We start from the raw sequence: 23739 nt of genomic DNA, 5'->3' as shown, positions 1-23739 counted from the left end.
AACACGATCATTCATGAGGCGAATAGTTTAAATATGACTGATGGTTCACTTTCGACCTTTGACAGCGGCGTTTCTTGTCTATATTTTTTCGTTTGCGAATACTGTAGGAATGACCCCGACGGAGTACTCGGCAGTAAACCAAAATCAGGATGGGGATCCTGACTCGGTGAAAATCGCGCTTTGACCAAGATGACAAAGCGCCAGACAACAACAAAAAAGAGGTTTTCGATGACAACTGCTTTGAAACAACCGCCACTCTCGAGCCAATGCATGGCTGAGTTCCTGGGTACCGCGCTGTTGATCTTTTTCGGGACGGGTTGCGTTGCCGCGCTCAAAGTCGCGGGTGCCAGCTTCGGGCTTTGGGAAATCAGTATCATCTGGGGTGTTGGCGTCAGCATGGCGATCTACCTGACCGCCGGTGTTTCCGGGGCTCACCTCAATCCTGCGGTCAGTATCGCGCTGAGCATTTTCGCCGATTTCGAAAAACGTAAACTGCCCTTCTACATCCTCGCCCAGGTCGCTGGTGCGTTCTGCGGAGCGTTGTTGGTTTACACGCTCTACAGCAATCTTTTCTTCGATTACGAACAAACTCACCATATGGTCCGTGGCACCCAGGCCAGCCTTGAGCTGGCGTCGGTGTTCTCCACCTTCCCGCACCCAGCCCTGTCCACAGCCCAGGCGTTCCTGGTTGAAGTGATCATCACCGCCATCCTGATGGGCGTGATCATGTCCCTGACCGACGACAACAACGGCCTGCCGAAAGGCCCGCTGGCGCCACTGCTGATCGGCCTGTTGATTGCGGTGATTGGCAGCTCCATGGGCCCGCTGACCGGTTTCGCGATGAACCCTGCGCGTGATTTCGGCCCTAAGCTGATGACTTTCTTTACTGGCTGGGGTGAAATTTCCTTCACCGGCGGGCGCGATATCCCGTACTTCCTGATTCCGATTTTTGCACCGATTGTTGGTGCCTGCCTCGGCGCTGCGGCCTATCGCGGGCTGATTGCCCGTCATCTGCCAGGCACCGAACCTGCTACAAAGGACGCAACACCGGCCATTGACGGCAAACCAAGAACTTCTTGATACCGTTGGCGCGTGATCCTGCCCTTTGATCCCGCGCCTGACCTCACTCCTTATTTCGTCCAAGGCAATCGACATGACCGATATTCAGAATAAGAACTACATCATTGCCCTCGATCAGGGTACGACCAGCTCCCGCGCGATCATTTTCGACCGTGACGCGAACGTGGTCTGCACTGCACAGCGCGAGTTCGTGCAGCATTACCCGCAAGCCGGCTGGGTCGAACATGACCCGATGGAAATCTTCGCGACCCAAAGCGCCGTGATGGTCGAGGCCCTGGCGCAAGCCGGTCTGCACCACGACCAGGTCGCTGCCATCGGCATCACCAACCAGCGCGAAACCACCGTGGTCTGGGACAAGACCACCGGCCGCCCGATCTACAACGCGATCGTCTGGCAGTGCCGCCGCAGCACCGAAATCTGCCAGCAGCTCAAGCGCGATGGCCACGAGCAATACATCAGCGACACCACTGGCCTTGTGACTGACCCGTACTTCTCCGGCACCAAGCTCAAGTGGATCCTCGATAACGTCGAAGGCAGCCGTGAACGCGCGCGCAACGGCGAACTGCTGTTCGGCACCGTCGACAGCTGGCTGATCTGGAAATTTACCGGCGGCAAAGTCCACGTCACCGACTACACCAACGCCTCGCGCACCATGCTCTTCAACATCCACTCGCTGGAGTGGGACGCGAAGATGCTGGAGATCCTCGACATCCCGCGGGAAATGCTGCCGGAAGTTAAATCGTCGTCGGAAATCTACGGCCACACCAAAAGCGGCATCGCCATCGGCGGTATCGCCGGCGACCAACAGGCCGCCCTGTTCGGCCAGATGTGCGTCGAGCCAGGCCAGGCGAAAAACACCTATGGCACGGGCTGCTTCCTGCTGATGAACACCGGCGATAAAGCCGTGAAGTCCAAGCACGGCATGCTGACCACCATCGCTTGCGGCCCGAAAGGCGAAGTGGCCTACGCCCTGGAAGGCGCAGTGTTCAACGGTGGTTCCACCGTGCAGTGGCTGCGTGACGAACTGAAGATCATCGCCGACGCCACCGACACCGAATACTTCGCCAGCAAGGTCAAGGACAGCAACGGCGTGTACCTGGTGCCGGCGTTCACTGGCCTGGGCGCTCCGTACTGGGACCCGTATGCCCGTGGCGCGCTGTTCGGCCTGACTCGCGGCGTGCGCGTGGATCACATCATCCGCGCAGCGCTGGAGTCGATTGCCTACCAGACCCGCGACGTACTCGACGCCATGCAGCAAGACTCCGGCGAACGCCTCAAGTCCCTGCGTGTGGACGGCGGTGCGGTGGCAAACAACTTCCTGATGCAGTTCCAGGCCGACATCCTCGGCACGCAGGTTGAGCGCCCGCAAATGCGCGAAACCACGGCACTGGGCGCCGCTTACCTGGCCGGCCTGGCGTGCGGTTTCTGGGGCAGCCTGGACGAATTGCGCGGCAAGGCAGTGATCGAGCGCGAGTTCGAACCGGCCCTGGAAGAAAGCGCGAAGGAAAAACTCTACGCTGGCTGGCTGAAAGCGGTTAGCCGCACCCGCGATTGGGAACCGCATGAAGGCGCTGAATAAGCCAACAACAGGATCCGAATAGGGTTCTAACTGGTCGGGAGCAGATTCCTGCGGCATCATGGGCAAATTTTGCACGGCAGCCCAAAGGAAGCCCCATGAATCTGCCTCCCCGTCAGCAGCAAATCCTCGAACTGGTCCGCGAACGCGGCTATGTCAGCATCGAGGAAATGGCTACGCTGTTCGTCGTTACACCGCAAACCATTCGCCGCGATATCAATCAGCTCGCGGAAGCCAATTTGTTGCGTCGCTACCACGGCGGCGCGGCCTACGATTCCAGCGTCGAAAACACCGCCTACGCCATGCGTGCCGACCAGATGCGCGATGAAAAGCAGCGTATCGGCGAAGCCATTGCGGCCCAGATTCCCGATCACGCCTCGCTGTTCATCAATATCGGTACCACCACCGAATCGATTGCCCGGGCGCTGCTCAACCACAATCACCTGAAAATCATCACCAACAACCTGCACGTCGCTTCGATGCTCAGCGCCAAGGACGATTTCGATGTCCTGCTGACCGGCGGCAATGTGCGGCGCGACGGCGGTGTGGTCGGTCAGGCGAGTGTCGACTTCATTAATCAGTTCAAGGTGGATTTCGCCCTGGTCGGCATCAGCGGCATCGATGAAGACGGTAGCCTGCTCGACTTCGATTATCAGGAAGTGCGGGTGTCCCAAGCGATTATCGCCAACGCCCGACAGGTAATTCTGGCGGCGGACTCCAGCAAATTCGGGCGCAACGCCATGATTCGCCTGGGGCCGATCAGCCTGATCGATTGCCTGGTGACCGATCAGCAGCCGGTGCCAGCGTTGGCGCAGTTGTTGAGTCAGCACAAGATTCGCCTGGAAGTCGTTTAACCCCCTCGACACCGATCATTCCCACGCTCCGCGTGGGAATGCCGCCTGGGACGCTCCGCATCCCGCCTCAAGAGCCGACGCAGAGCGTCAATTGATGCATTCCCACGCAGAGCGTGGGAACGATCTGCGCGCGAATGTTCGTAAATTTTCCTTTCCCGGCCCTTCGATCAGTATTTTCAATCGAAGTTGACTGGCTGTGGGCGGCTTTATGGGCTACCATTTTCGCAAATGAACATTAATGTTCGAATTCCAATATCGAAAATCATAAAAGCCCGAGGCCAGCCGATGCCCACTTCTACCTTGCCTACGCCCCCTCTCGCCGAGGTCTACGATATCGCCGTCATCGGTGGTGGGATCAATGGCGTGGGGATCGCAGCGGATGCCGCCGGTCGCGGTCTTTCGGTGTTCCTTTGTGAAAAAGATGACCTGGCCAGCCACACCTCCTCAGCCAGCAGCAAGCTGATCCACGGCGGCCTGCGCTACCTCGAACATTACGAATTCCGCTTGGTGCGCGAAGCCCTGGCCGAGCGCGAAGTGCTGCTGGCCAAGGCCCCGCACATCGTCAAGCAAATGCGCTTCGTGCTGCCGCACCGCCCGCACCTGCGCCCAGCGTGGATGATCCGCGCCGGTCTGTTCCTTTATGACCACCTGGGCAAGCGGGAAAAACTGGAAGGCTCGAAAAGCCTGAAGTTCGGCCCGAACAGCCCGCTGAAAAGCGAAATCACCAAAGGTTTCGAATACTCCGATTGCTGGGTCGACGATGCGCGCCTCGTTGTGCTGAACGCCATGGCCGCCCGCGAGAAAGGCGCCCACGTTCACACCCAGACTCGTTGCGTCAGCGCCCGTCGCACCAAGGGCCTGTGGCACCTGCACCTGGAACGCGCCGATGGCAGCCTGTTTTCGATCCGCGCCAAAGCGCTGGTGAACGCCGCCGGCCCTTGGGTCGCCAAGTTCATTCGTGACGACCTGAAGATGGATTCGCCGTACGGCATCCGCCTGATCCAGGGCAGTCACCTGATCGTGCCGAAGCTGTACGAAGGCGAACACGCGCACATTCTGCAAAACGAAGATCAGCGCATTGTGTTCACCATTCCGTACCTGAACCACTTCACCCTGATCGGCACCACCGACCGCGAGTACACCGGCGATCCGGCCAAAGTGGCGATCACCGAAGGCGAAACCGATTACCTGCTCAAAGTGGTCAACGCTCACTTCAAGAAGCAAATCAGCCGTGACGACATCCTGCACAGCTATTCCGGTGTGCGTCCGCTGTGCAACGACGAATCCGACAACCCGTCGGCCGTGACCCGCGACTACACCCTGGCGTTGTCCGGCAGCGGTGAAGAAGCCCCGTTACTGTCGGTGTTCGGCGGCAAGCTGACCACCTACCGCAAACTGGCCGAGTCGGCGCTGGCGCAACTGGCCCCGTACTTCACCCAGATCAAGCCGAGCTGGACCGCGACGGCCACCCTGCCCGGCGGCGAAGACATGACCACCCCGCAAGCCCTGTGCGCAAAGATCCGCGACACGTTCGACTGGGTGCCGACCGAAATCGCCCGCCGCTGGGCCACCACTTACGGCAGCCGCACCTGGCGCATGCTCGAAGGCGTGCAAAACCTCAGCGACCTGGGCGAACACATCGGCGGCGGCCTCTACACCCGCGAAGTCGATTACCTGTGCAGCGAAGAGTGGGCCACCACGGCACACGACATCCTGTGGCGCCGCAGCAAACTCGGGCTGTTCACTACCCCGGACGAGCAGCAGAAACTGGCGGATTACCTGAGCAAGGTCGAGCAGAATCGCAGCAAGATCGAAGCGGCCTGATCGGGAATCCGGTTAAACGAAAGCCCCTGAATTGTGAGATTCAGGGGCTTTTTCGTACCTCCTTTGTAGGAGCGAGGCTTGCCCGCGAAAGCGGTATGTCAGCTGCATTAATGTTGGCTGACACTCCCTCTTCGCGGGCAAGCCTCGCTCCTACAGGGGTACGCGCATTCGGTTTTCCGAACACGACTCGCCAGCCGATTCGGTTTACCGGATAGCCAGAGCGTAAATTCAGCGCCATAAATATTTATTTTCGTTACAAATCAATAGGTTGACCTGTACCGCCTGGCCTGGCACGAGTCATGCTCTACACTCTTGGACGAATGTATTGTCGTGCCCACCCTTCAGGTGCCACCACGCATTCGAAGCACAAAAGGGCCGACGAACTGGCTCCATAAAAAAAACAATGTCGAGGAAAATTTGATGCGCATCGTTCCCCATATCCTGGGCGCAGCCATTGCTGCCGCTCTGATTAGCACTCCAGTTTTCGCTGCCGAACTCACCGGCACACTGAAGAAGATCAAAGAGTCCGGTGTGATCACCCTCGGGCATCGTGATGCTTCCATCCCGTTTTCCTACATCGCGGATGCTTCCGGCAAACCGATGGGCTACTCTCACGACATCCAGCTGAAGATCGTCGAAGCCATCAAGAAAGACCTCGACCTGCCTAACCTCCAGGTCAAATACAACCTGGTCACCTCGCAAACCCGTATCCCGCTGGTGCAGAACGGCACCGTGGACGTCGAGTGCGGCTCCACCACCAACAACGTCGAGCGTCAGCAGCAAGTTGACTTCTCCGTCGGCATCTTCGAAATCGGTACGCGCCTGCTGTCCAAGAAAGGCTCCGCGTACAAGGACTTCGACGACCTGAAAGGCAAAAACGTCGTGACCACCGCCGGCACCACGTCCGAGCGCATCCTCAAGTCGATGAACGCTGACAAGCAGATGGGCATGAACGTTATCTCCGCCAAAGACCACGGCGAGTCCTTCCAGATGCTGGAATCGGGCCGCGCTGTTGCGTTCATGATGGACGACGCCTTGCTGGCCGGTGAAGCCGCCAAGGCCAAGAAGGCCGATGACTGGGCCGTTACCGGCACTCCACAGTCCTACGAAATCTACGGCTGCATGGTCCGCAAGGGCGACGAGCCGTTCAAGAAGGCTGTAGACGACGCCATCGTGGCCACCTACAAGTCGGGCGAGATCAACAAGATCTACGAAAAATGGTTCATGCAGCCAATCCCGCCTAAAGGCCTGAACCTGAGCTTCCCGATGAGCGACGAGCTCAAGGCCCTGATCGCCAATCCGACCGATAAAGCGGCTGACGACAAGAAGTCCTGATTCCTGACTAACCTTATCTCCTGAAAGGGCCACTGCCCTTTCAGGGGTTTGTCACTCCCTGCTGGCATATTTTGGAAACACTCGAACCGGTGGCTGTCGAGCCGCTCGTGTGTGCCTGGCTTTCAAAGTCAGGCGGGAACGGAGCTTCCCCAGGCGGGCACTTGTACATTGATCGATCCGAGGGGAGACCCTAATGAATTACAACTGGGACTGGGGCGTGTTCTTCAAGTCCACCGGCGTGGGCAGCGAGACGTATCTCGACTGGTTCATCTCCGGGCTGGGCTGGACCATTGCCATCGCCGTCGTGGCCTGGATTATCGCGCTGACGCTGGGCTCGATCCTGGGTGTCATGCGCACCGTGCCGAACCGCGTCGTATCGGGCATCGCGACCTGCTACGTCGAACTCTTCCGTAACGTGCCGCTGCTGGTTCAGCTGTTCATCTGGTACTTCCTGGTACCCGACCTGCTGCCGCAAAACCTGCAGGACTGGTACAAGCAAGACCTGAACCCGACCACCTCGGCCTATCTGAGCGTCGTCGTGTGCCTGGGTCTGTTCACCGCCGCCCGGGTTTGCGAACAAGTGCGCACCGGCATCCAGGCTTTGCCGAAGGGCCAGGAATCCGCCGCTCGCGCCATGGGTTTCAAGCTGCCGCAAATCTACTGGAACGTGCTGCTGCCCCAGGCCTACCGCATCATTATTCCGCCGCTTACCTCGGAATTCCTGAACGTGTTCAAGAACTCGTCGGTGGCCTCGTTGATCGGCCTGATGGAACTGCTTGCGCAGACCAAGCAGACCGCCGAGTTCTCCGCCAACCTGTTCGAAGCCTTCACCCTGGCCACGCTGATTTACTTCACCCTGAACATGAGCCTGATGTTGCTGATGCGCCTGGTCGAGAAGAAAGTCGCGGTCCCGGGCCTGATCTCCCTAGGGGGTAAATGATGGAATTCGACTTCTCGGGCATCATCCCTTCCCTGCCAGGCATGTGGAACGGCATGGTCATGACCCTGCAATTGATGGCGCTTGGCGTCGTCGGCGGGATCATCCTCGGCACCCTCCTGGCGCTGATGCGCCTGTCCCACAACAAACTGCTGTCGAACGTGGCCGGCGCCTACGTTAACTACTTCCGTTCGATCCCGCTGCTGCTGGTCATCACCTGGTTCTACCTGGCGGTGCCGTTCGTGCTGCGCTGGATCACCGGCGAAGACACCCCGATCGGCGCATTCGCCTCCTGCATCGTGGCGTTCATGATGTTCGAAGCCGCGTACTTCTGCGAAATCGTGCGGGCCGGTGTGCAGTCGATTTCCAAGGGCCAGATGGGTGCCGCTCAAGCCCTGGGCATGACGTACGGCCAGATGATGCGTTTGATCATCCTGCCCCAGGCGTTTCGCAAGATGACCCCGCTGTTGCTGCAACAGAGCATCATCCTGTTCCAGGACACCTCGCTGGTGTACGCGGTCGGTCTGGTGGACTTCCTCAACGCTTCGCGCGCCAGTGGCGACATCATCGGTCGCTCCAACGAGTTCCTGATCTTCGCAGGGCTTACGTACTTCACAATCAGCTTTGCCGCCTCGCTGCTGGTCAAGCGTCTGCAAAAAAGGTTTGCCGTATGATCTCTATCAAGAACATCAACAAGTGGTATGGCGACTTCCAGGTACTGACTGATTGCAGCACCGAGGTCAAAAAAGGCGAAGTGATCGTGGTGTGCGGGCCGTCCGGCTCGGGCAAATCGACACTGATCAAATGCGTCAATGCCCTGGAACCGTTCCAGAAAGGCGACGTAGTGGTCGATGGCACTTCCATCGCCGATCCGAAGACCGACCGGCCGAAACTGCGTTCGCGGGTTGGCATGGTGTTCCAGCATTTCGAGCTGTTCCCGCACCTGTCCATTACTGAAAACCTGACCATCGCGCAGATCAAGGTCTTGGGCCGCAGCAAGGAAGAAGCCACCAAGAAAGGCCTGCAACTGCTCGAGCGCGTCGGCTTGTCGGCCCACGCCCACAAGCACCCCGGCCAACTCTCCGGTGGCCAGCAACAGCGTGTGGCGATTGCCCGCGCACTGGCCATGGACCCGATCGTCATGCTGTTCGACGAACCGACCTCGGCGCTGGACCCGGAAATGGTCAACGAAGTGCTCGACGTGATGGTGCAACTGGCCCACGAAGGCATGACCATGATGTGCGTGACCCACGAAATGGGCTTCGCCCGCAAAGTGGCGGACCGCGTGATCTTCATGGACCAGGGCAAGATCATCGAAGACTGCCCGAAAGAGGAGTTCTTCGGCGACATCAGCGCCCGCTCCGAACGTGCGCAGCACTTCCTTGAGAAGATTTTGCAGCACTAAGCACCGGGCGCTTGCCCGAAGCCACACCAATCCCCTGTGGGAGCGAGCTTGCTCGCGATAGCGGACTGACATTCAACATTGATGTTGACTGGAATGGCCTCATCGCGAGCAAGCTCGCTCCCACAGGGGACGGCGGTGGCTCATGAACAAGTGTTGTGGTTGACCCAAGGCATCTGTGATGAAATGCGACCCCACTCTCTATCGCGCAGCGCCGCCATCACTCGCCGTGAAACCCCGTCTGATACGCCATCTGTTCCTGCCGCCGCTGGTCATCGCCCTGATGATCGGGTTGGGTTATATCGGCTTCTGGGTCAGTGAACACTACGGGATTCGCAGCCTCAGCGAGAACGGCCAGCGTCAGTTGGAACTGCACGCCCGCGCCGTCGAGAGCGAGATCAGCAAGTACACCTACCTGCCCAGCCTGCTGGAACTCGAATCCAGTGTTTCGAAGTTGCTGGACGACCCGACGCCGGAAACCCGGCAAACGGTCAACGACTACCTGGAAGGCCTGAACCGGCGTAGCCGCAGTCGGGCCATCTACGTCATGGACACCACCGGTCGCGTGCTCGCCACCAGCAACTGGCGCGACGTCGACAGTTACCTCGGCGAAGACCTGTCCTTCCGCGCTTACTTCCAGAACGCCGTGCGCGGCCAACCGGGACGCTTCTATGGCATCGGCAGCACCAACGGCGAACCCGGTTATTACCTGGCCCACGGCCTGGAAGAACACGGCAAGATCATCGGCGTCGCGGTGGTCAAGGTTCGGCTCGAAGCCATGGAAGAACGCTGGCAGCGGGCACGCCTGGAAGCCTTCGTCAGCGATGAGAACGGCATCATCATTCTCTCCAGCGATCCGGCGCGCCGACTCAAATCAGTGGTGCCGCTGAGTGACGAAACCAAGGAAAAACTTGCTCGCAGCCTGCAGTACTACTGGTTCCCGCTGAACGAATTGCAACCGCTGGCCCGGGAAACCCTGGCCGAAGGTGTGGAGAAACTGACCTTCCCCGCCAACAGCGAACTGGCTTCCGACGAACAAAATATCACCTACCTGGCCCAGACCCGGCCCCTGAGCGACACGCCGTGGAATTTCACCCTGCTCACGCCCCTGGCGGATTTGCGCCGTGAAGCGATCAACCAGGGGATTCTGGTGGCGGTGGCGTTTGCCCTGGTGGCGTTCCTGTTGATCGCCTGGAACGAGCGGCGCAAGGTCATCGCCACCCGCCTCGCGGCCCGGGAAGCCTTGCAGGAAGCCAACAATCAACTGGAGCGTCGGATTACCGAACGCACCACCGATTTGCGCGCCAGCAACGAACGGCTCAAGGGTCAGATCCGCGAACGACGCCAGGCCGAAGAGACGTTGCGTCGGGCCCAGGATGAACTGGTCCAGGCCGGCAAACTGGCGGCCATCGGCCAAATGTCGACCAGCATCGCCCACGAATTGAACCAGCCGCTGGCCGCGCTGCGGACTTTGTCCGGCAACACCGTGCGCTTCCTGGAGCGCGGTCAACTGGATGTCGCCAGCACCAACCTGAAAACCATCAACGAATTGATCGACCGTATGGGCCGCATCACCGCCAGCCTGCGTTCGTTCGCCAAGCGCGGCGATGACAAGGGGCAGGCAAGTCTGGGCAAAGCCGTGGACGCGGCGTTGCAACTGCTCGGCAGCCGAATGGAAAGCGCGCATCTGCACCTGTACCGTGACTTCAAGGACGCGCAAGTGCAAATCGACCAGACCCGCCTGGAGCAGATTCTGGTCAACCTGATCGGCAACGCCCTCGACGCCATGCAATCGCAGCCATTGCCAGCGCTGTGGCTGGAAGGTGAGGAATACGACGGCAAATATCGCCTGCGGGTGCGCGACAACGGCCACGGCATCGACGCCGAAGCGCGCAAGCATCTGTTCGAACCGTTCTTCACCACCAAACCCGGCGAACAGGGTCTGGGCCTCGGCCTGACCCTCTCCGCCAGCCTGGCCGCGGCCACCGGCGGTCACTTGGGTGTCGAGCACCCGGCCAGCGGTGGTACCACTTTCGTCCTCAGTTTACCGTTGGTAAGCCCCACCCCCGCCGAGCCAATATGAACAACGACCTTAGTGTGCTGATCGTCGAAGACGACCCCCATGTGCTGCTCGGCTGCCAACAGGCGCTGACCCTGGAAGACATTCCCTGCGTCGGCGTGGGCAGCGCCGAAGAAGCCCTGGAGCGGGTCGGCGACAACTTTGCCGGGATCGTCATCAGCGATATTCGCCTGCCGGGCATCGATGGCCTGGAACTGCTGACCCGGCTCAAGGCCCGGGACCGCAGCTTGCCCGTAGTGCTGATCACCGGCCACGGCGACATCTCCATGGCGGTCGGCGCGATGCAAAAAGGCGCCTACGATTTCATGGAGAAACCGTTCTCTCCGGAACGGCTGGTGGACGTGGCCCGCCGCGCCCTTGAGCAACGCAGCCTCGCTCGCGAAGTCTCTTCGTTGCGCCGGCAACTCGCGGAACGGGATTCCCTGGAAGGCCGGATCATCGGCCGCTCGCCAGCCATGCAGAACCTGCGTGAACTGATCGCCAACGTCGCCGATACCTCGGCCAACGTGCTGATCGAAGGCGAAACCGGCACCGGCAAGGAACTGGTCGCCCGTTGCCTGCATGACTTCAGTCGTCGTCACACCAAGCAATTCGTCGCGCTGAACTGCGGCGGACTCCCGGAGAACCTGTTCGAAAGCGAAATCTTCGGCCACGAAGCCAATGCTTTCACCGGCGCCGGCAAGCGGCGGATCGGCAAGATCGAACACGCGGACAACGGCACGCTGTTCCTCGACGAAGTGGAAAGCATGCCCTTGCCGTTGCAGATCAAACTGCTGCGGGTGTTGCAGGAACGCACCCTCGAACGCCTCGGTTCGAACCAGAGCGTGGCGGTGGATTGCCGGGTGATTGCGGCGACCAAATCCGACCTGGACGAGTCGAGCAAAAAGGGCGAATTCCGCAGCGACTTGTATTACCGCCTCAACGTGGTGACCCTGGAATTGCCGCCGCTGCGCGAACGTCGCGAAGACATCCTGCAACTGTTCGAACACTTCCTGCAGCAGTCGTCCCTGCGCTTCGACCGCGCGGTGCCGGAGCTGGACAACCAGACGCTGTCGAACCTGATGAGCCACGACTGGCCGGGCAACGTGCGCGAACTGCGCAACGTCGCCGAACGTTTCGCCCTTGGTTTACCGGCCTTCAAGAAGTCTGGCGCCAGCGGCAGCAACCAGGGCCTGGCCTTCGCCGAAGCGGTGGAAGCCTTTGAACGCAACCTGCTCAACGATGCCTTGCAGCGTAGCGGCGGCAACCTGACCCAGGCCAGCCTGGAATTGGGGATGGCCAAGACCACGCTGTTCGACAAAGTGAAAAAGTACGGGCTGAGCCACTGATGGATCTGATTCTCAAAGCCGCACTCGGCGCAGGCGTAGTGTTGATACTCGCCGCGTTGGCCAAGACCAAAAACTATTACATCGCAGGCTTGGTGCCGCTGTTTCCGACCTTCGCGTTGATCGCGCATTACATCGTCGGCAAGGGCCGTTCGGTAGAGGATCTGAAGACCACCATCGTGTTTGGCATGTGGTCGATCATTCCGTATTTCGTGTACCTGGCGACCTTGTACGTCATGGTCGACCGCATGCGGTTGGAGGCTTCGCTGGCGGTGGCGGCAGTAGGCTGGTTGATCGCCGCAACCGTGCTTGTGTCAGTCTGGGTTCGCCTGCACACCTGACACCCCTGTAGGAGCGAGGCTTGCCCGCGAAAGCGGTGTGTCAGGCAACATTGATGTCGGCTGATAGTCCGTCTTCGCGGGCAAGCCTCGCTCCTACAGGACGTTTGATCGTTCCCACGCTCCGCGTGGGAATGCCTCCCCGGACGCTCCGCGTCCGCTTCTGGGACGCAGAGCGTCCCTTGCTGCATTCCCACGCAGAGCGTGGGAACGATCATCAGGTGCTGGCCCGCCCCTTGCATTCACCCCCGCAGCCCTCCCGGCCGGCCTTCATGTTCGATGACGCCGGTGTCCGGGAGTGTCCGCCAAAGGGTGAATCCTGACTGTGCATATCCTAGATCCCGACCTGACCTTCACCGTCATCCTGCTGGTCGCCTTTTCCATCGTGCTGGACGTCATCGGCCAGCTCTGTTTCAAACTCGGCCTGGACCGTTTGCCGGAACTCGAAGGCGGTTTCCGGCTGAACGCGTTCTGGGGCCAGGTATTCAATGCGCCGCTGTTGTGGTGCGGGATCGGCGCCTACACGCTTGAGTTTTTCGTCTGGCTCGAAGCCTTGTCCCGGGCGCCGCTTAGCCTGCTGTTCCCGGCCGGGGCCCTGGCCTATTGCGGCGTGGTGCTGGCGGGCAAAGTGGTGCTGGGGGAAACCGTCAGCCGCCGACGCTGGCTCGCCACGCTGGTGATTACGGTGGGCGTCATGCTCGTGTGTGCCGGCCATGCGTGATTCGAAATCGATGGATTGGCTGCATGGGCGCCTGGGCACGGTGGTGCTCTGGGCACTGCTGATTATTCTGGAAAGTGCCGGACAGATTGCGACCAAGGTGGGCGGCGATCAGTTGGGCCAGATGACCTTCACGCTTCACTGGCTGCAAGCGGTGATCGTCGACCCCGGCGTACTGTTTGCGGTGGGCTGCGGCATCGGTGCGTTTTTTGTGTGGATGCTGATTTTGCGGCGCAGCAGTTTGTCCCTGGCGTTTCCGCTGAGTTCGCTGGTGTTTGTCGGAGTGCTACTGGGGTCGTGGCTGGGGCTGGGCGAGCAGATCAGCCTGCTGCACTGGGTGGGTGTGGCGGTGATTATTGGCGGGATAGCGTTGTTGGCCGAGGGCGAACAAACCTGAACCGGATCGTTCCCACGCTCCGCGTGGGAATGCCTCAAGGGACGCTCCGCGTCCAGTGACGCGGAGCGTCACGGGCTGCATTCCCACGCAGAGCGTGGGAACGATCAATGTCAGGGTGTCAGGGTCAATCGAATTTGTAGGCCACCGCCGCCTGCACTTCCCCCTGATCCTGCTGCCCGACCTGTTTGACGATGCTGCTGTCCGCCGCCGAGCCCGTCAGGTGAATCCAGCTCGCGCTGGTCAACAGTGACCAATGGGCTGCCAGCGGAAACTCGAAGCTCTGGGTCAACGCCACGTTCTGCAACCCGCCGCCGGCGTTGTAGCGGGCAATGCCCGAGGCCTGCGACGCTGCCGCACTAACCCCGTAAAACGCCTGATTCTGCTGCCCATCGGCAAAGTGCGCGGTCAGATTGCTGCTGCCAATCACCCCGCCGCCCAGTGGATAACCGATCTCGCCACCTAACCGCCCGACCACACCGTCAGGCCCACCGACCGCCTCGCCAACCGAAGCAAATACTCGCCAGAAATCAGCCGGTGCGTACTGCACGAACCCACCGACAACGCCCATGTCCGGCACATCATGCAAACCCTGCAAACTGCCATTGGCGGTGCGCCCCGGCAGGTAATTCAAAAACGGCCCGGCGCTGAAACCGTTGGTCTTCAACGCGCTCCACGTCAGCCCGTCGTCGGTGCTGAGGCTGACATCGCCCCAGTCCAGATCGAGATACGGCACCGGCCGGATGTCATGGCGACTACCCGTCGGGTCGTGAGGCTGATAGCTCAACCCCGCACCCGCCTCCCCGGTGATGCCATCGGCCAGAACATTGGCTGACAAGCATGTCAGCGCCGCAAACAGAGCAACCGTAATCCTCGACATGAGGCATTTCCTTAACAAGACATGCGCGCATCAATCCTCTTTTCACCTTCCCTGCGCAAGCACTCATGTTGTTTGTAGCAACCTACAAAAATTGTAGCTTCGCCGACACAAAACCCCGCCACAACCCCACGAATACGGGGCCAAACCCGATTGGCACAGTCCCTGCTCTACCCCTTTGGCAAGCGCAAACAGCGCACCCGGCCCAATAGGTAATCAGATGAATGATTGGCATATCGTGTGTGATTTCGACGGGACCATCACCCGCACCGACGTGATCGACAGCATCCTCCAACAGTTCGCCGACCCAAGCTGGGAAGCGATCGAAAACGAGTGGCTGCAAGGCGACATTGGTTCACGTGAATGCCTCAGCCGCCAGCTCTCGCTGGTCAAGGCCACGCCGACCGAACTGCTCGCGTTCTTCGACACGATCGAAATAGACCCGGACTTCCCCGACTTCGTCGACCACGTGATCGGCCTCGGCGCCACCCTGGAAGTGGTCAGCGACGGCATCGAGCAAGGCATTGCGCGGATCCTCGCGCGCAACTACGTGACCCTGCTGCCGATCCTCGCCAACCGCTTGCGCCAACTCGGCCACGAGAGCTGGCGCATCGACTTCCCGTACTCCAGCGACGCCTGCCGTGCCGCCTCCGGCAACTGCAAATGCAAGTCCACGCCCAAGGGCAAACGGGTGCTGGTGATCGGCGACGGTCAGTCGGACATGTGCGTCGCCGCCAGCGCCGATTTCGTGTTCGCCAAGGATCGCCTGGCCGAACACTGCGAGCGCAACGGCATCGCCTACGCGCGCTTCGACAACTTCGCCGAACTCCAGGCCTTACTGGCCAAGTTGCCAGCCGCCAGCAGCGCCAACGCCACCTCTTTCAACGTCGAATCACAGGAACTCTTCCATCATGTCTGATATTCGAATCGCTACCGCCGAAGACCAGATCCTTCTGGATAAAGAAGCCAAATACTGCTCCTACGGCGACACCGTTCACTACATCGACCCGCCGCGCATTTTCAGCCGCTGCGAAGGTTCCTACGTGTGGGACACCGAAGACCAGGCCTACCTCGACCTGCAAATGTGGTACTCGGCGGTCAACTTCGGTTACGCCAACCCGCGCCTGAACAACGCGCTGAAACAGCAGATCGACACCCTGCCGCAGATCGCCAGCCAGTACCTGCACAAAGGCAAGATCGAGCTCTCGGAAATGATCGCGGTCGATGCCAAGAACAAGTTCGGCCTCGACGGTCGCGTGCACTTCAACGTCGGCGGTTCGCAGTCCATCGAGGACTCGCTGAAAGTCGTGCGTAACGCATCCAACGGCAAGAGCCTGATGTTCGCCTTCGAAGGCGGCTACCACGGCCGTACCCTCGGCGCCTCGTCGATCACCTCCAGCTTCCGCTATCGTCGCCGCTACGGCCACTTCGGTGAGCGCGCCAACTTCATCCCGTTCCCGTACCACTTCCGCGGCCCGAAAGGCATGACCAAGGAAGAGTACGGCAGCGAGTGCGTGAAGAATTTCGCTCGCCTGTTCGAGACTGAATACAACGGTGTCTGGGACCCGAAAACCAACCAGTGCGAATACGCCGCGTTCTACGTCGAGCCGATCCAGGGCACCGGCGGCTACGTGATTCCGCCGATGAACTTCTATAGCGAACTCAAGCATGTGCTGGATCAGCACGGCATCCTGATGGTGGTCGATGAAATCCAGATGGGTTTCTGGCGCACCGGCAAGCTGTGGTCGATCGAACACTTCGACGTCAAACCGGACGTGATTGTCTTCGGTAAAGCACTGACCAACGGCCTCAATCCACTGGGCGGCATCTGGGCCAAGGAAGAGCTGATCAACCCGAAAATCTTCCCGCCGGGTTCGACTCACTCCACGTTCGCGTCCAACCCGCTGGGCACGGCGGTCGGTCTGGAAATGTTCAAGATGACCAGCGAAGTCGATTACGGCGCGATGGTCATGGCCAAGGGCAAATACTTCCTTGAAGGCCTGAAAGACTTGCAGAAGCGCTACCCGATCATCGGCGACGTCGATGGCCTGGGCCTGGCCCTGCGCTGCGAAATCTGCGGCCCGGACGGTTTCACCCCGGACAAGGCCACCCTGGATTTCATGGTCGACGAAGGCATGAAGGGCGACATCGAAATCGATGGCAAACGCCTGGGCCTGATCCTCGACGTGGGCGGTTACTACAAGAACGTGATCACCCTGGCCCCGTCGCTGGAAATCAGCTACCCGGAAATCGACCTGGGTATTGCTCTGCTCGACCGTTTGCTTGATCGAGCCATGAAACGATGAACCCGCAAGAGATCGACATGGGCGAAGGCAGCGCCGGTTTCGTTCTCGGCTCGGGTGAGGTCGCGGTGGTGTTGATCCACGGCCTCACCGGCACCCCGACGGAACTCCGTCGGGTGGCCATGGGCCTGGCGAAAGCCGGGCACACGGTCTATGTGCCGACCCTGGCCGGGCACTGCGGGGGCAACGCCGACCTGCAAGCCACCGGCTGGCGGGACTGGTACGAGAGCGCGCGCAATACATTCGTTGGCGTGCGGCGCAAGCACGAGCGGGTCTTCGTCGGTGGTTTGTCGATGGGCGCGGTGCTGTCGATGTACCTGGCCGCCGAACACCCCGGGCAGATCGAAGGCTTGCTGCTGTACTCCACAACGTTGCGCTACGACGGCTGGAGCATCCACAAACTGGCGTTTCTCACGCCGTTGTTAATGAAGATTCCATTTGGCGTACACATTTGCCGTTTTGAAGAAAAGCCGCCTTATGGCATCAAGAATGAACGCCTGCGCGCCATCGTCGAACGCCAAATGAAAGAAGGCGAAAGCAGCGCCGCCGGTTTGCTGACCATGGAAGGCGTCACCGTGCGCGAACTGCACCGGCTGAACGCCGTGGTGAAAAAATGCATGCCATCGATCACCACTCCGACGCTGGTCCTGCACTCCATCGAAGACGACATCACCAGCCGCTGGAACGCCGATTACGTGGAACGCAAGCTCGGCGGGCCGGTGGTCAAGGTGTTGCTGGACGACTGCTATCACATGATCACCGTCGACCTGCAATACCGGCGCGTGATTGAACTGAGCGTGGACTTTATCCAGCAACGTTTCATCCAGCAGCGCTGCGCCCCGCCACCCCTGCGCCGGGAATATCGGCAACTGGCCTGAACCCGTCGCGAACCCGGTTGCAGACGGGCCGCCACCGGCGGGGCAATGTCGGCTACTGTATTGATCCAGGCCTCACGATTAATCCCGCCATGGCGTTCGACAAGCGAAACCTGATGACCAAACGACCCGCCAACGCCCGACCCTTCGCCCTCTCCGGCTGGAGCCTGCAACGCAAACTGGTCCTGGCCTTTTGGCTGGTCAGCGTGATCCCGACCATGATCGCCGCGGAACTGGCCGCCACCACGCTGTCGCAGATTTTCGACAGCAACGTGCGCATCTGGCTGCAGGAATCGACCAAGATCGTCGAGGACGAGATCAGCGAAATCCTGCGGGACAACGCCCGGGCCGCGCAATTGTTCCTGCGCTATACCCAACCGCCGGTGGATAGGTCGTCGGTGCGCCACGACCGGTTGACCACCGACATTGCCGATTCCATGGGCATCGACGTCGTCGCCCTGGTGCGCAACAGCGATCACAAAGTGGTGTTCAGCACCGCCGCCGATGACATCGTGCGCCAAATCAGCACCGCGCCCAAAGCCGTGCTGCAAACCCTGCAAATCGGCGGTGTGGCGACCGGCACCGTGGTCTCGACCTTTGAAACCGAACAGGACGGCGTCGATTACAAACTGGTGATTGCCACTTATCTCGACAACAGCTTTCTGACCAGCGTCTCCGATGTGCATTCGCTGGATTTGCGCTTGTACCTGGCCAAGGGCGATGACTTCTCGGAGATCTTCTCCAGCCAGCGTTTCGAAGACCACCCCGCAGCAGTCCCGGCGAAGATCGAACAGATCCTGCGCACCACCAAGCAGCCGACCGAGCAATTCACCAGTCGTTTCAGCGGTATCTACCGGCCGATCCTCAATGAGAATGGCGAGCTCCAAGGCGTGATTTTCAGTGGCCTGTTGCGCCATACCAGCCTGATGGGGCTGGTGAATCAGAGCAACCTGTTCATCCTGATTTTCCTGCTCAGTTCGGCAGCTTCCCTGGCGGTTGGCTGGCTGGTGTCCCAGCGGCTGACCAAGCCGTTGCGCGGCTTGTCCAAAGGCGTGCAAGCGGTGATTGCCGGGGATTATCGCCAGCGCTTGCCCGTCACCGGCGGCGATGAACTGGCGGAACTGAGCAGCACCTTCAACCACATGAGCGAACGCCTGGGCGAGTTGCAACACCTGGAATCGCAACTGCGCCGCCGCGACCGTTTGCACGCGCTGGGCGAAGTCGCGATGGGCCTGGCCCATGAAATCCGCAACCCGCTGGGCATCATCAAGACCGCCACCCAACTGCTGCACCGGCGCGCCGATTTGCCCGAGACCGACAAGCGTCACCTGGAATACGTGGTCAGCGAAGTCAGCCGCATCAACGACCTGATCACCGATTTCCTCGACTTCGCCAAACCCAGTGCGCCACTGCGCTCGACCCAACCGGCGCGACCGTTGGTGGATGAACTGGTGGGGTTCTGCGCCCCGGAACTGGCCAGCCATAACATTGAGGTGCACATCGACGATCAGGCACCGGGCGCGACCCTGTACGCCGATGCGCGCCAGCTCAAGCAGGCCGGGCTGAACCTGATCGTCAACGCCATCGACGCCATGCCCGACGGCGGCCACCTGACCCTGGGCATCAACCGCGATGCCACCCACACCATCATCAGCGTCGCGGACACCGGCCAGGGCATCGAGCCGGACATGCTTGAACGGATCTTCACACCGTTTGTGACCACCAAAGCCTCGGGCACCGGCCTGGGTCTGGCCAAGGTGTTTTCGATCATGGAAAACCATGACGGGCACATCGACTGCGTCAGCGAAAAAGATGCCGGCGCTACTTTCAGCCTGTACATTCCGACCCATGGCGACGACTTCGACGAGACGAGCGATGACACATAACGTACTGGTGGTCGACGACGAGCCCAAGCTCTGCGACCTGCTGGCCTCGGCCCTGAGTCAGAACGGCATCACGGTGTTCACCGCCGGCAACGGCCTGCACGCGCTCAAAGTGCTGGAGTGCGAAGACATCGACCTGGTGATCAGCGACTGGCGCATGCCCGGCATGGACGGCCCGCAATTGCTCGCGGAAATCAAAAGCCGTTTTCCGCAATTGCCGGTGATCGTCATGACCGCCTACAGCACGGTGAAAAACGCCGTGCAGTCGATGCGCAACGGCGCCTTCGACTACATCGCCAAGCCGTTCGATATCGATGAGCTGGACATCACCGTCAGCAAGGCCCTGCAATTTCGCGACATCCTCAAAGACAACCAGCGCATGCGCGCCGAACTCGACGAACACCAGCAGATCGACAGCCTGGTGGGCGACAGCCCGAGTTTTCGGCGGGTGCTGCACGCCATCGATTCGGTGCGCGAAAGCAACGCGACGATTTTGCTGACCGGCGAAAGCGGCACCGGCAAGGAAATGGTCGCCCGGGCGATCCACAAACATGGCAACCGCGCCGACAAGCCATTCGTGGCGGTGAACTGCGCGGCGATCCCCGAAGGCTTGCTGGAAAGCGAAATGTTCGGCCATCGCAAAGGCGCGTTTACCGGCGCCGTGGCGGACCGGGTCGGGCGCTTTCAACAGGCGGACAAGGGCACGCTGTTTCTTGATGAAATCGGTGAAATGCCGTTGGCGTTGCAGGCGAAGATCTTGCGCGCGTTGCAGGAGCGAGTGATCGAACCGGTGGGCGATCCCCGTGAGCGCAAGGTCGATGTGCGGGTGATCGCCGCCACCAACAAGAACCTGCTGGACGCGGTGGCCAACAAGGAGTTTCGCGAAGACCTGTATTACCGCCTCAACGTGTTCCCGATCCCGCTGCCGGCCCTGCGCGAACGGGTCGAAGACATCGCCCCGCTGGCCCGGCATTTCGCTAACACGCTGGGTGCTGCGGCGGGTAAACGCTTCAGTGGTTTCAGCGCGGCGGCGTTGCAGGCCATGGCCAATTATTCGTGGCCGGGGAATATTCGCGAACTGCAGAACTGCGTGGAACGCGCGACGATTGTGGCTTCCCAGGCGGTGATCGAAGAGGAAGACCTGCCCGCTTATTTGTTCGCCTCACGGCCCGCCGACAGTGGCGTGCTGATTGAAAACAACGGTGTGCCGGCGGACCTGGAAGCGGCGCTGGCGGAAGTTGAAAAGGCCTACATCCTCGCGGCCCTGCAACAGAGCAACGGCGTACAGGCTGCGGCGGCGCAGCTGATCGGAATCTCCGAGCGCAGCTTTTGGTATCGACTGAAGAAACTGGGGATTCATGTGGACAAGATTGTGCGGTGATTGCTGGTTTGTGTACGACTTGGGAACCCCCCCCTCTCCCTAACCCTCTCCCCAAGGGGGCGAGGGGACTGACCGAGTTGTTCTTGGAGCTCCATCGACCTGAAAGACCGAGTCGAACTCAGGACTTTGATGATCGTTCCCACCGGTTGCCCACCCGTCACCGCGTTGATGATCGTTCCCACGCTCTGCGTGGGAATGCAGCCCGTGACGCTCCGCGTCACTGGACGCGGAGCGTCCCCAGAGGCATTCCCACGCAGAGCGTGGGAACGATCGCGGGGACGGTGTCAGTTGCTGACGGTACCGCCCTTGGCCTCACTCATGATCTGCCGGATCGCCCCGACAAACGTTTCCACCGGTTGCCCGCCCGTCACCGCGTACTGGCCGTTAAACACCACCGTCGGCACCGAACTCACCCCGCGCGACAGCCACAACTGCTCTTCCTCTTTAACTTCCCTGACGTATTCGTCGCTGGCCAGAATCGCCTCGGCCCGCTGCCGGTCCAGCCCGACGCTTTCAGCAATCTGCGCCAATTGCCGAGGGTCCGACGGGTTGCCGCCATCGGTGAAATACGCCTTGAACAGCGCTTCTTTCAGATTGAACTGCAACCCTTCCAGCCCGGCCCAGTAGAGCAAGCGGTGGGCGTCGAAGGTATTGTAGATGCGGCTGTTGCCGTCGGTACGAAAGGCAAACCCGACCTCGGCGCCACGGGCGCGGATCATCTCGCGGTTTTTCTGTGATTGCTCGGGGGTGGAACCGTATTTTTCGGTGATGTGTTCGGTGATGTTCTGGCCGTCGGGGCCCATGTTCGGGTTCAGCTCGAACGGTTGGAAGCGGATCTCGGCCTGGACTTCGTCACGCAATATGTCCAACGCTTTGGTCAGGCCGTACAGGCCGACGACGCACCAGGGGCAGGACACGTCGCTGACAAAATCGATTTTCAGGGAGTTACTCATCGCATACCTCGCAGGCTCAATCGCACCGGAAAACCTGAACGATACACCCGACAGGCCCAGGACTGCAGCCCTCGCCCTGTAGGAGCAAAGCTTGCTCGCGATAGCGGTGTGTCAGTCACCATCGATGTGGCAGGCAGACCGCTTTCGCGAGCAAGCTTTGCTCCTACAGGGGATTGGGGTGTGTCAGTCAGCATCAATGGGACAGGCCGACCGCTTTCGCGAGCAAGCTTTGCTCCTACAGGGGATTGGGGTGTGTCAGTCAGCATCAATGGGACAGGCAGACCGCTATCGCGAGCAAGCTTTGCTCCTACAGGGGATTGGGGTGTGTCAGTCACCATCGATGTGGCAGGCAGACCGCTATCGCGAGCAAGCTTTGCTCCTACAGGAGATTGGGGGCTGCCACCGGCTCAATCTGCGCCCAATGCGAGGTGTCTTCGCGATGGGATTGCAAGTACGGCAACACCGCCGCCAGCAACGGTGCCTTGAACGCTTCCTGGAAGCGATGGGCCATGCCCGGGATGAGTTTCAACTGGCTGCCGCGAATGTGCGCCGCCAGGTGTATGCCGTGCATCACCGGCAGCAGCGGGTCCGCCGTGCCGTGTACCACCAATGTCGGCACGCGCAACTGGTTGAGCAGCGCCACTCGGCTCGGCTCCGCGAGGATTGCCATGATCTGGCGTTTCACACCTTCGGGGTTGAACGCCCGGTCGTACGAGGCCGCTGCCTGTTGCAGCAGCACTTGCCGGTCATCGCTCACGGTCGGGCTGCTCAGGGCTGCGAGCAAATCCGCTTGTTGCTCCAATGCCACTTCACGATTCGGCGCCCCCCGGCGCGACAACAATTGCACCAGCGCCGCACTCGGCGCCGGCAAACCTTCGGCGCCGGAACTGGTCATGATCAACGTCAGGCTCTCGACCCGTTGCGGTGCCATGGCCGCCATATGCTGGGCGATCATCCCGCCCATGCTCGCCCCCAACACGTGGAATTGCTCGATGTGCAAGGCGTCCATCAGCCCCAACGCGTCCTCGGACATGTCGGTCAAGGTGTAAGGCGCCGCCACCGGCAAACCGAGTTTGTAACGCAGCACTTCGAAGGTCAGGTTGGCGTTGGCCGGCGTCTGGCGCCAGGTCGACAACCCGACATCGCGGTTGTCATAGCGAATCACCCGAAAGCCCTGCTGACACAACGCAACCACCACCTCGTCCGGCCAGTGGATCAATTGACCTCCCAGGCCCATCACCAACAGCAACGCCGGATCGGACGCACGACCGATGCTCTGGTACGCCAGGCTCACCTGATCCAGATCGACGTGCTCGGTCGGAACATTGACATCGCATCGCGAAGCCGCCAAGGACGGCAGGCTGAATAACAGCGCGGTCAAGAAAACCGCCTTGAATAAAAAAGCACGCATGAAAAACACCGAAACGCAGAACCCCAGTAGAGCGCGAGTCTGATGAAGTTTGTTCAAGCGCGCTGCCACAGTTGCGTGACAGTTTGATGAAGATTGCCGAGCGGTCGTCCCTGGCCTCGCGGTGTTCCCCACGGTAAAACCCTGCAACCACTCATCGGAAACACCCGCCGACCTGTTATTTCTGACAGTAGGC

At 60.4% G+C, this 23739-nt stretch carries 21 protein-coding genes; 18 read left to right on the top strand and 3 right to left on the bottom strand.

Features of this window, described 5'->3' with window-relative positions; all coding sequences use genetic code 11:
* Positions 1-228 precede the first annotated feature (228 nt).
* The 13 genes from BK667_RS31760 to BK667_RS31690 all read left to right on the top strand — a co-directional run bounded on the left by BK667_RS31760 (position 229) and on the right by BK667_RS31690 (position 13866).
* On the top strand, positions 229-1080 hold the full coding sequence (locus BK667_RS31760; protein ID WP_054045218.1) for an MIP/aquaporin family protein: 852 nt from the start codon (positions 229-231) through the stop codon (positions 1078-1080).
* A gap of 73 nt (positions 1081-1153) precedes the next feature.
* A complete protein-coding gene (gene glpK / locus BK667_RS31755; RefSeq protein WP_123515101.1) occupies positions 1154-2659 on the top strand; it encodes a glycerol kinase GlpK in 1506 nt (501 codons plus the stop codon).
* A gap of 95 nt (positions 2660-2754) precedes the next feature.
* Entirely contained in the window at positions 2755-3510 is a 756-nt protein-coding gene (locus BK667_RS31750; RefSeq protein WP_007916700.1) for a DeoR/GlpR family transcriptional regulator, read from the top strand.
* Between the two features lie 285 nt (positions 3511-3795).
* Complete coding sequence (gene glpD, locus BK667_RS31745) at positions 3796-5334, top strand: glycerol-3-phosphate dehydrogenase (RefSeq protein ID WP_123515103.1); 1539 nt, start codon at positions 3796-3798, stop codon at positions 5332-5334.
* Between the two features lie 420 nt (positions 5335-5754).
* Positions 5755-6669, top strand: a complete 915-nt coding sequence (locus BK667_RS31740; RefSeq protein ID WP_123599962.1) for a glutamate/aspartate ABC transporter substrate-binding protein — start codon at positions 5755-5757, stop codon at positions 6667-6669.
* Between the two features lie 193 nt (positions 6670-6862).
* Positions 6863-7609: an amino acid ABC transporter permease gene (locus BK667_RS31735; protein ID WP_123515107.1), complete on the top strand. Its 747-nt coding sequence runs from the start codon at positions 6863-6865 to the stop codon at positions 7607-7609.
* Complete coding sequence (locus BK667_RS31730; protein WP_123515109.1) at positions 7609-8280, top strand: amino acid ABC transporter permease; 672 nt, start codon at positions 7609-7611, stop codon at positions 8278-8280. The genes BK667_RS31735 and BK667_RS31730 overlap by 1 nt, the downstream gene beginning before the upstream one ends.
* Positions 8277-9011, top strand: coding sequence for an amino acid ABC transporter ATP-binding protein (locus tag BK667_RS31725; RefSeq protein ID WP_123599961.1), 735 nt, complete (start codon positions 8277-8279; stop codon positions 9009-9011). The genes BK667_RS31730 and BK667_RS31725 overlap by 4 nt, the downstream gene beginning before the upstream one ends.
* A 178-nt stretch (positions 9012-9189) precedes the next feature.
* Positions 9190-11091: a two-component sensor histidine kinase AauS gene (gene aauS, locus BK667_RS31715; protein WP_123515111.1), complete on the top strand. Its 1902-nt coding sequence runs from the start codon at positions 9190-9192 to the stop codon at positions 11089-11091.
* Positions 11088-12416 (top strand): two-component response regulator AauR, encoded by a 1329-nt coding sequence (gene aauR / locus BK667_RS31710; RefSeq protein ID WP_123410319.1) that lies wholly within the window; start codon positions 11088-11090, stop codon positions 12414-12416. Before aauS ends, aauR begins: the two co-directional genes overlap by 4 nt.
* An 8-nt stretch (positions 12417-12424) precedes the next feature.
* A complete protein-coding gene (locus tag BK667_RS31705) occupies positions 12425-12754 on the top strand; it encodes a GlpM family protein (protein WP_185058304.1) in 330 nt (109 codons plus the stop codon).
* A 343-nt stretch (positions 12755-13097) separates the two neighbouring features.
* On the top strand, positions 13098-13472 hold the full coding sequence (locus BK667_RS31695; protein WP_123515150.1) for a DMT family transporter: 375 nt from the start codon (positions 13098-13100) through the stop codon (positions 13470-13472).
* Positions 13465-13866 (top strand): DMT family transporter, encoded by a 402-nt coding sequence (locus BK667_RS31690; RefSeq protein WP_123599959.1) that lies wholly within the window; start codon positions 13465-13467, stop codon positions 13864-13866. Before BK667_RS31695 ends, BK667_RS31690 begins: the two co-directional genes overlap by 8 nt.
* A 124-nt stretch (positions 13867-13990) precedes the next feature.
* Here BK667_RS31690 and BK667_RS31685 read toward each other — a convergent pair whose 3' ends face one another.
* Positions 13991-14743 carry a MipA/OmpV family protein gene (locus tag BK667_RS31685; protein ID WP_123599958.1) on the bottom strand — a complete coding sequence of 251 codons (753 nt, stop codon included), beginning with the start codon at positions 14741-14743 and terminating at the stop codon, positions 13991-13993.
* 217 nt (positions 14744-14960) lie between these two features.
* Between BK667_RS31685 and BK667_RS31680 the strand changes: the two genes are divergently transcribed.
* From BK667_RS31680 to BK667_RS31660, 5 genes are all read left to right on the top strand, one after another.
* The gene (locus tag BK667_RS31680; protein WP_123599957.1) at positions 14961-15659 is read left to right on the top strand and encodes an HAD-IB family phosphatase; all 699 of its coding nucleotides are present in this window, start codon (positions 14961-14963) and stop codon (positions 15657-15659) included.
* On the top strand, positions 15652-17046 hold the full coding sequence (locus BK667_RS31675) for an aspartate aminotransferase family protein (RefSeq protein ID WP_123515125.1): 1395 nt from the start codon (positions 15652-15654) through the stop codon (positions 17044-17046). Before BK667_RS31680 ends, BK667_RS31675 begins: the two co-directional genes overlap by 8 nt.
* Positions 17043-17921: an alpha/beta hydrolase gene (locus BK667_RS31670; RefSeq protein WP_123515128.1), complete on the top strand. Its 879-nt coding sequence runs from the start codon at positions 17043-17045 to the stop codon at positions 17919-17921. The genes BK667_RS31675 and BK667_RS31670 overlap by 4 nt, the downstream gene beginning before the upstream one ends.
* A gap of 113 nt (positions 17922-18034) precedes the next feature.
* Positions 18035-19804 (top strand): sensor histidine kinase, encoded by a 1770-nt coding sequence (locus tag BK667_RS31665; RefSeq protein WP_123600022.1) that lies wholly within the window; start codon positions 18035-18037, stop codon positions 19802-19804.
* Entirely contained in the window at positions 19794-21182 is a 1389-nt protein-coding gene (locus BK667_RS31660) for a sigma-54-dependent transcriptional regulator (RefSeq protein ID WP_123599956.1), read from the top strand. The genes BK667_RS31665 and BK667_RS31660 overlap by 11 nt, the downstream gene beginning before the upstream one ends.
* A gap of 284 nt (positions 21183-21466) precedes the next feature.
* On the opposite strand, the gene BK667_RS31655 is transcribed toward BK667_RS31660, so the two are convergent.
* Positions 21467-22135: a DsbA family oxidoreductase gene (locus tag BK667_RS31655; protein ID WP_123515132.1), complete on the bottom strand. Its 669-nt coding sequence runs from the start codon at positions 22133-22135 to the stop codon at positions 21467-21469.
* A gap of 379 nt (positions 22136-22514) precedes the next feature.
* Entirely contained in the window at positions 22515-23546 is a 1032-nt protein-coding gene (locus tag BK667_RS31650) for an alpha/beta fold hydrolase (protein WP_123515134.1), read from the bottom strand.
* Positions 23547-23739: the final 193 nt, after the last annotated feature.

It is taken from the genome of Pseudomonas frederiksbergensis (assembly GCF_003732705.1).
GTDB lineage: Bacteria > Pseudomonadota > Gammaproteobacteria > Pseudomonadales > Pseudomonadaceae > Aquipseudomonas > Aquipseudomonas frederiksbergensis_F.
This window is presented reverse-complemented; position numbering and strand designations above follow the sequence as displayed.

Excerpts from the sequence above, each read along its gene's own strand:
- BK667_RS31675 (WP_123515125.1), top strand. The coding sequence starts at position 15,652 with ATGTCTGATATTCGAATCGCTACCGCCGAAGACCAGATCCTTCTGGAT.
- BK667_RS31725 (WP_123599961.1), top strand. The coding sequence starts at position 8,277 with ATGATCTCTATCAAGAACATCAACAAGTGGTATGGCGACTTCCAGGTA.
- aauS (WP_123515111.1), top strand. The coding sequence starts at position 9,190 with ATGAAATGCGACCCCACTCTCTATCGCGCAGCGCCGCCATCACTCGCC.
- BK667_RS31730 (WP_123515109.1), top strand. The coding sequence starts at position 7,609 with ATGGAATTCGACTTCTCGGGCATCATCCCTTCCCTGCCAGGCATGTGG.
- BK667_RS31740 (WP_123599962.1), top strand. The coding sequence starts at position 5,755 with ATGCGCATCGTTCCCCATATCCTGGGCGCAGCCATTGCTGCCGCTCTG.
- BK667_RS31660 (WP_123599956.1), top strand. The coding sequence starts at position 19,794 with ATGACACATAACGTACTGGTGGTCGACGACGAGCCCAAGCTCTGCGAC.
- BK667_RS31760 (WP_054045218.1), top strand. The coding sequence starts at position 229 with ATGACAACTGCTTTGAAACAACCGCCACTCTCGAGCCAATGCATGGCT.
- BK667_RS31655 (WP_123515132.1), bottom strand. The coding sequence starts at position 22,135 with ATGAGTAACTCCCTGAAAATCGATTTTGTCAGCGACGTGTCCTGCCCC.
- glpD (WP_123515103.1), top strand. The coding sequence starts at position 3,796 with ATGCCCACTTCTACCTTGCCTACGCCCCCTCTCGCCGAGGTCTACGAT.
- BK667_RS31650 (WP_123515134.1), bottom strand. The coding sequence starts at position 23,546 with ATGCGTGCTTTTTTATTCAAGGCGGTTTTCTTGACCGCGCTGTTATTC.
- BK667_RS31680 (WP_123599957.1), top strand. The coding sequence starts at position 14,961 with ATGAATGATTGGCATATCGTGTGTGATTTCGACGGGACCATCACCCGC.
- BK667_RS31690 (WP_123599959.1), top strand. The coding sequence starts at position 13,465 with ATGCGTGATTCGAAATCGATGGATTGGCTGCATGGGCGCCTGGGCACG.
- aauR (WP_123410319.1), top strand. The coding sequence starts at position 11,088 with ATGAACAACGACCTTAGTGTGCTGATCGTCGAAGACGACCCCCATGTG.
- BK667_RS31750 (WP_007916700.1), top strand. The coding sequence starts at position 2,755 with ATGAATCTGCCTCCCCGTCAGCAGCAAATCCTCGAACTGGTCCGCGAA.
- glpK (WP_123515101.1), top strand. The coding sequence starts at position 1,154 with ATGACCGATATTCAGAATAAGAACTACATCATTGCCCTCGATCAGGGT.
- BK667_RS31735 (WP_123515107.1), top strand. The coding sequence starts at position 6,863 with ATGAATTACAACTGGGACTGGGGCGTGTTCTTCAAGTCCACCGGCGTG.
- BK667_RS31665 (WP_123600022.1), top strand. The coding sequence starts at position 18,035 with ATGACCAAACGACCCGCCAACGCCCGACCCTTCGCCCTCTCCGGCTGG.
- BK667_RS31670 (WP_123515128.1), top strand. The coding sequence starts at position 17,043 with ATGAACCCGCAAGAGATCGACATGGGCGAAGGCAGCGCCGGTTTCGTT.
- BK667_RS31685 (WP_123599958.1), bottom strand. The coding sequence starts at position 14,743 with ATGTCGAGGATTACGGTTGCTCTGTTTGCGGCGCTGACATGCTTGTCA.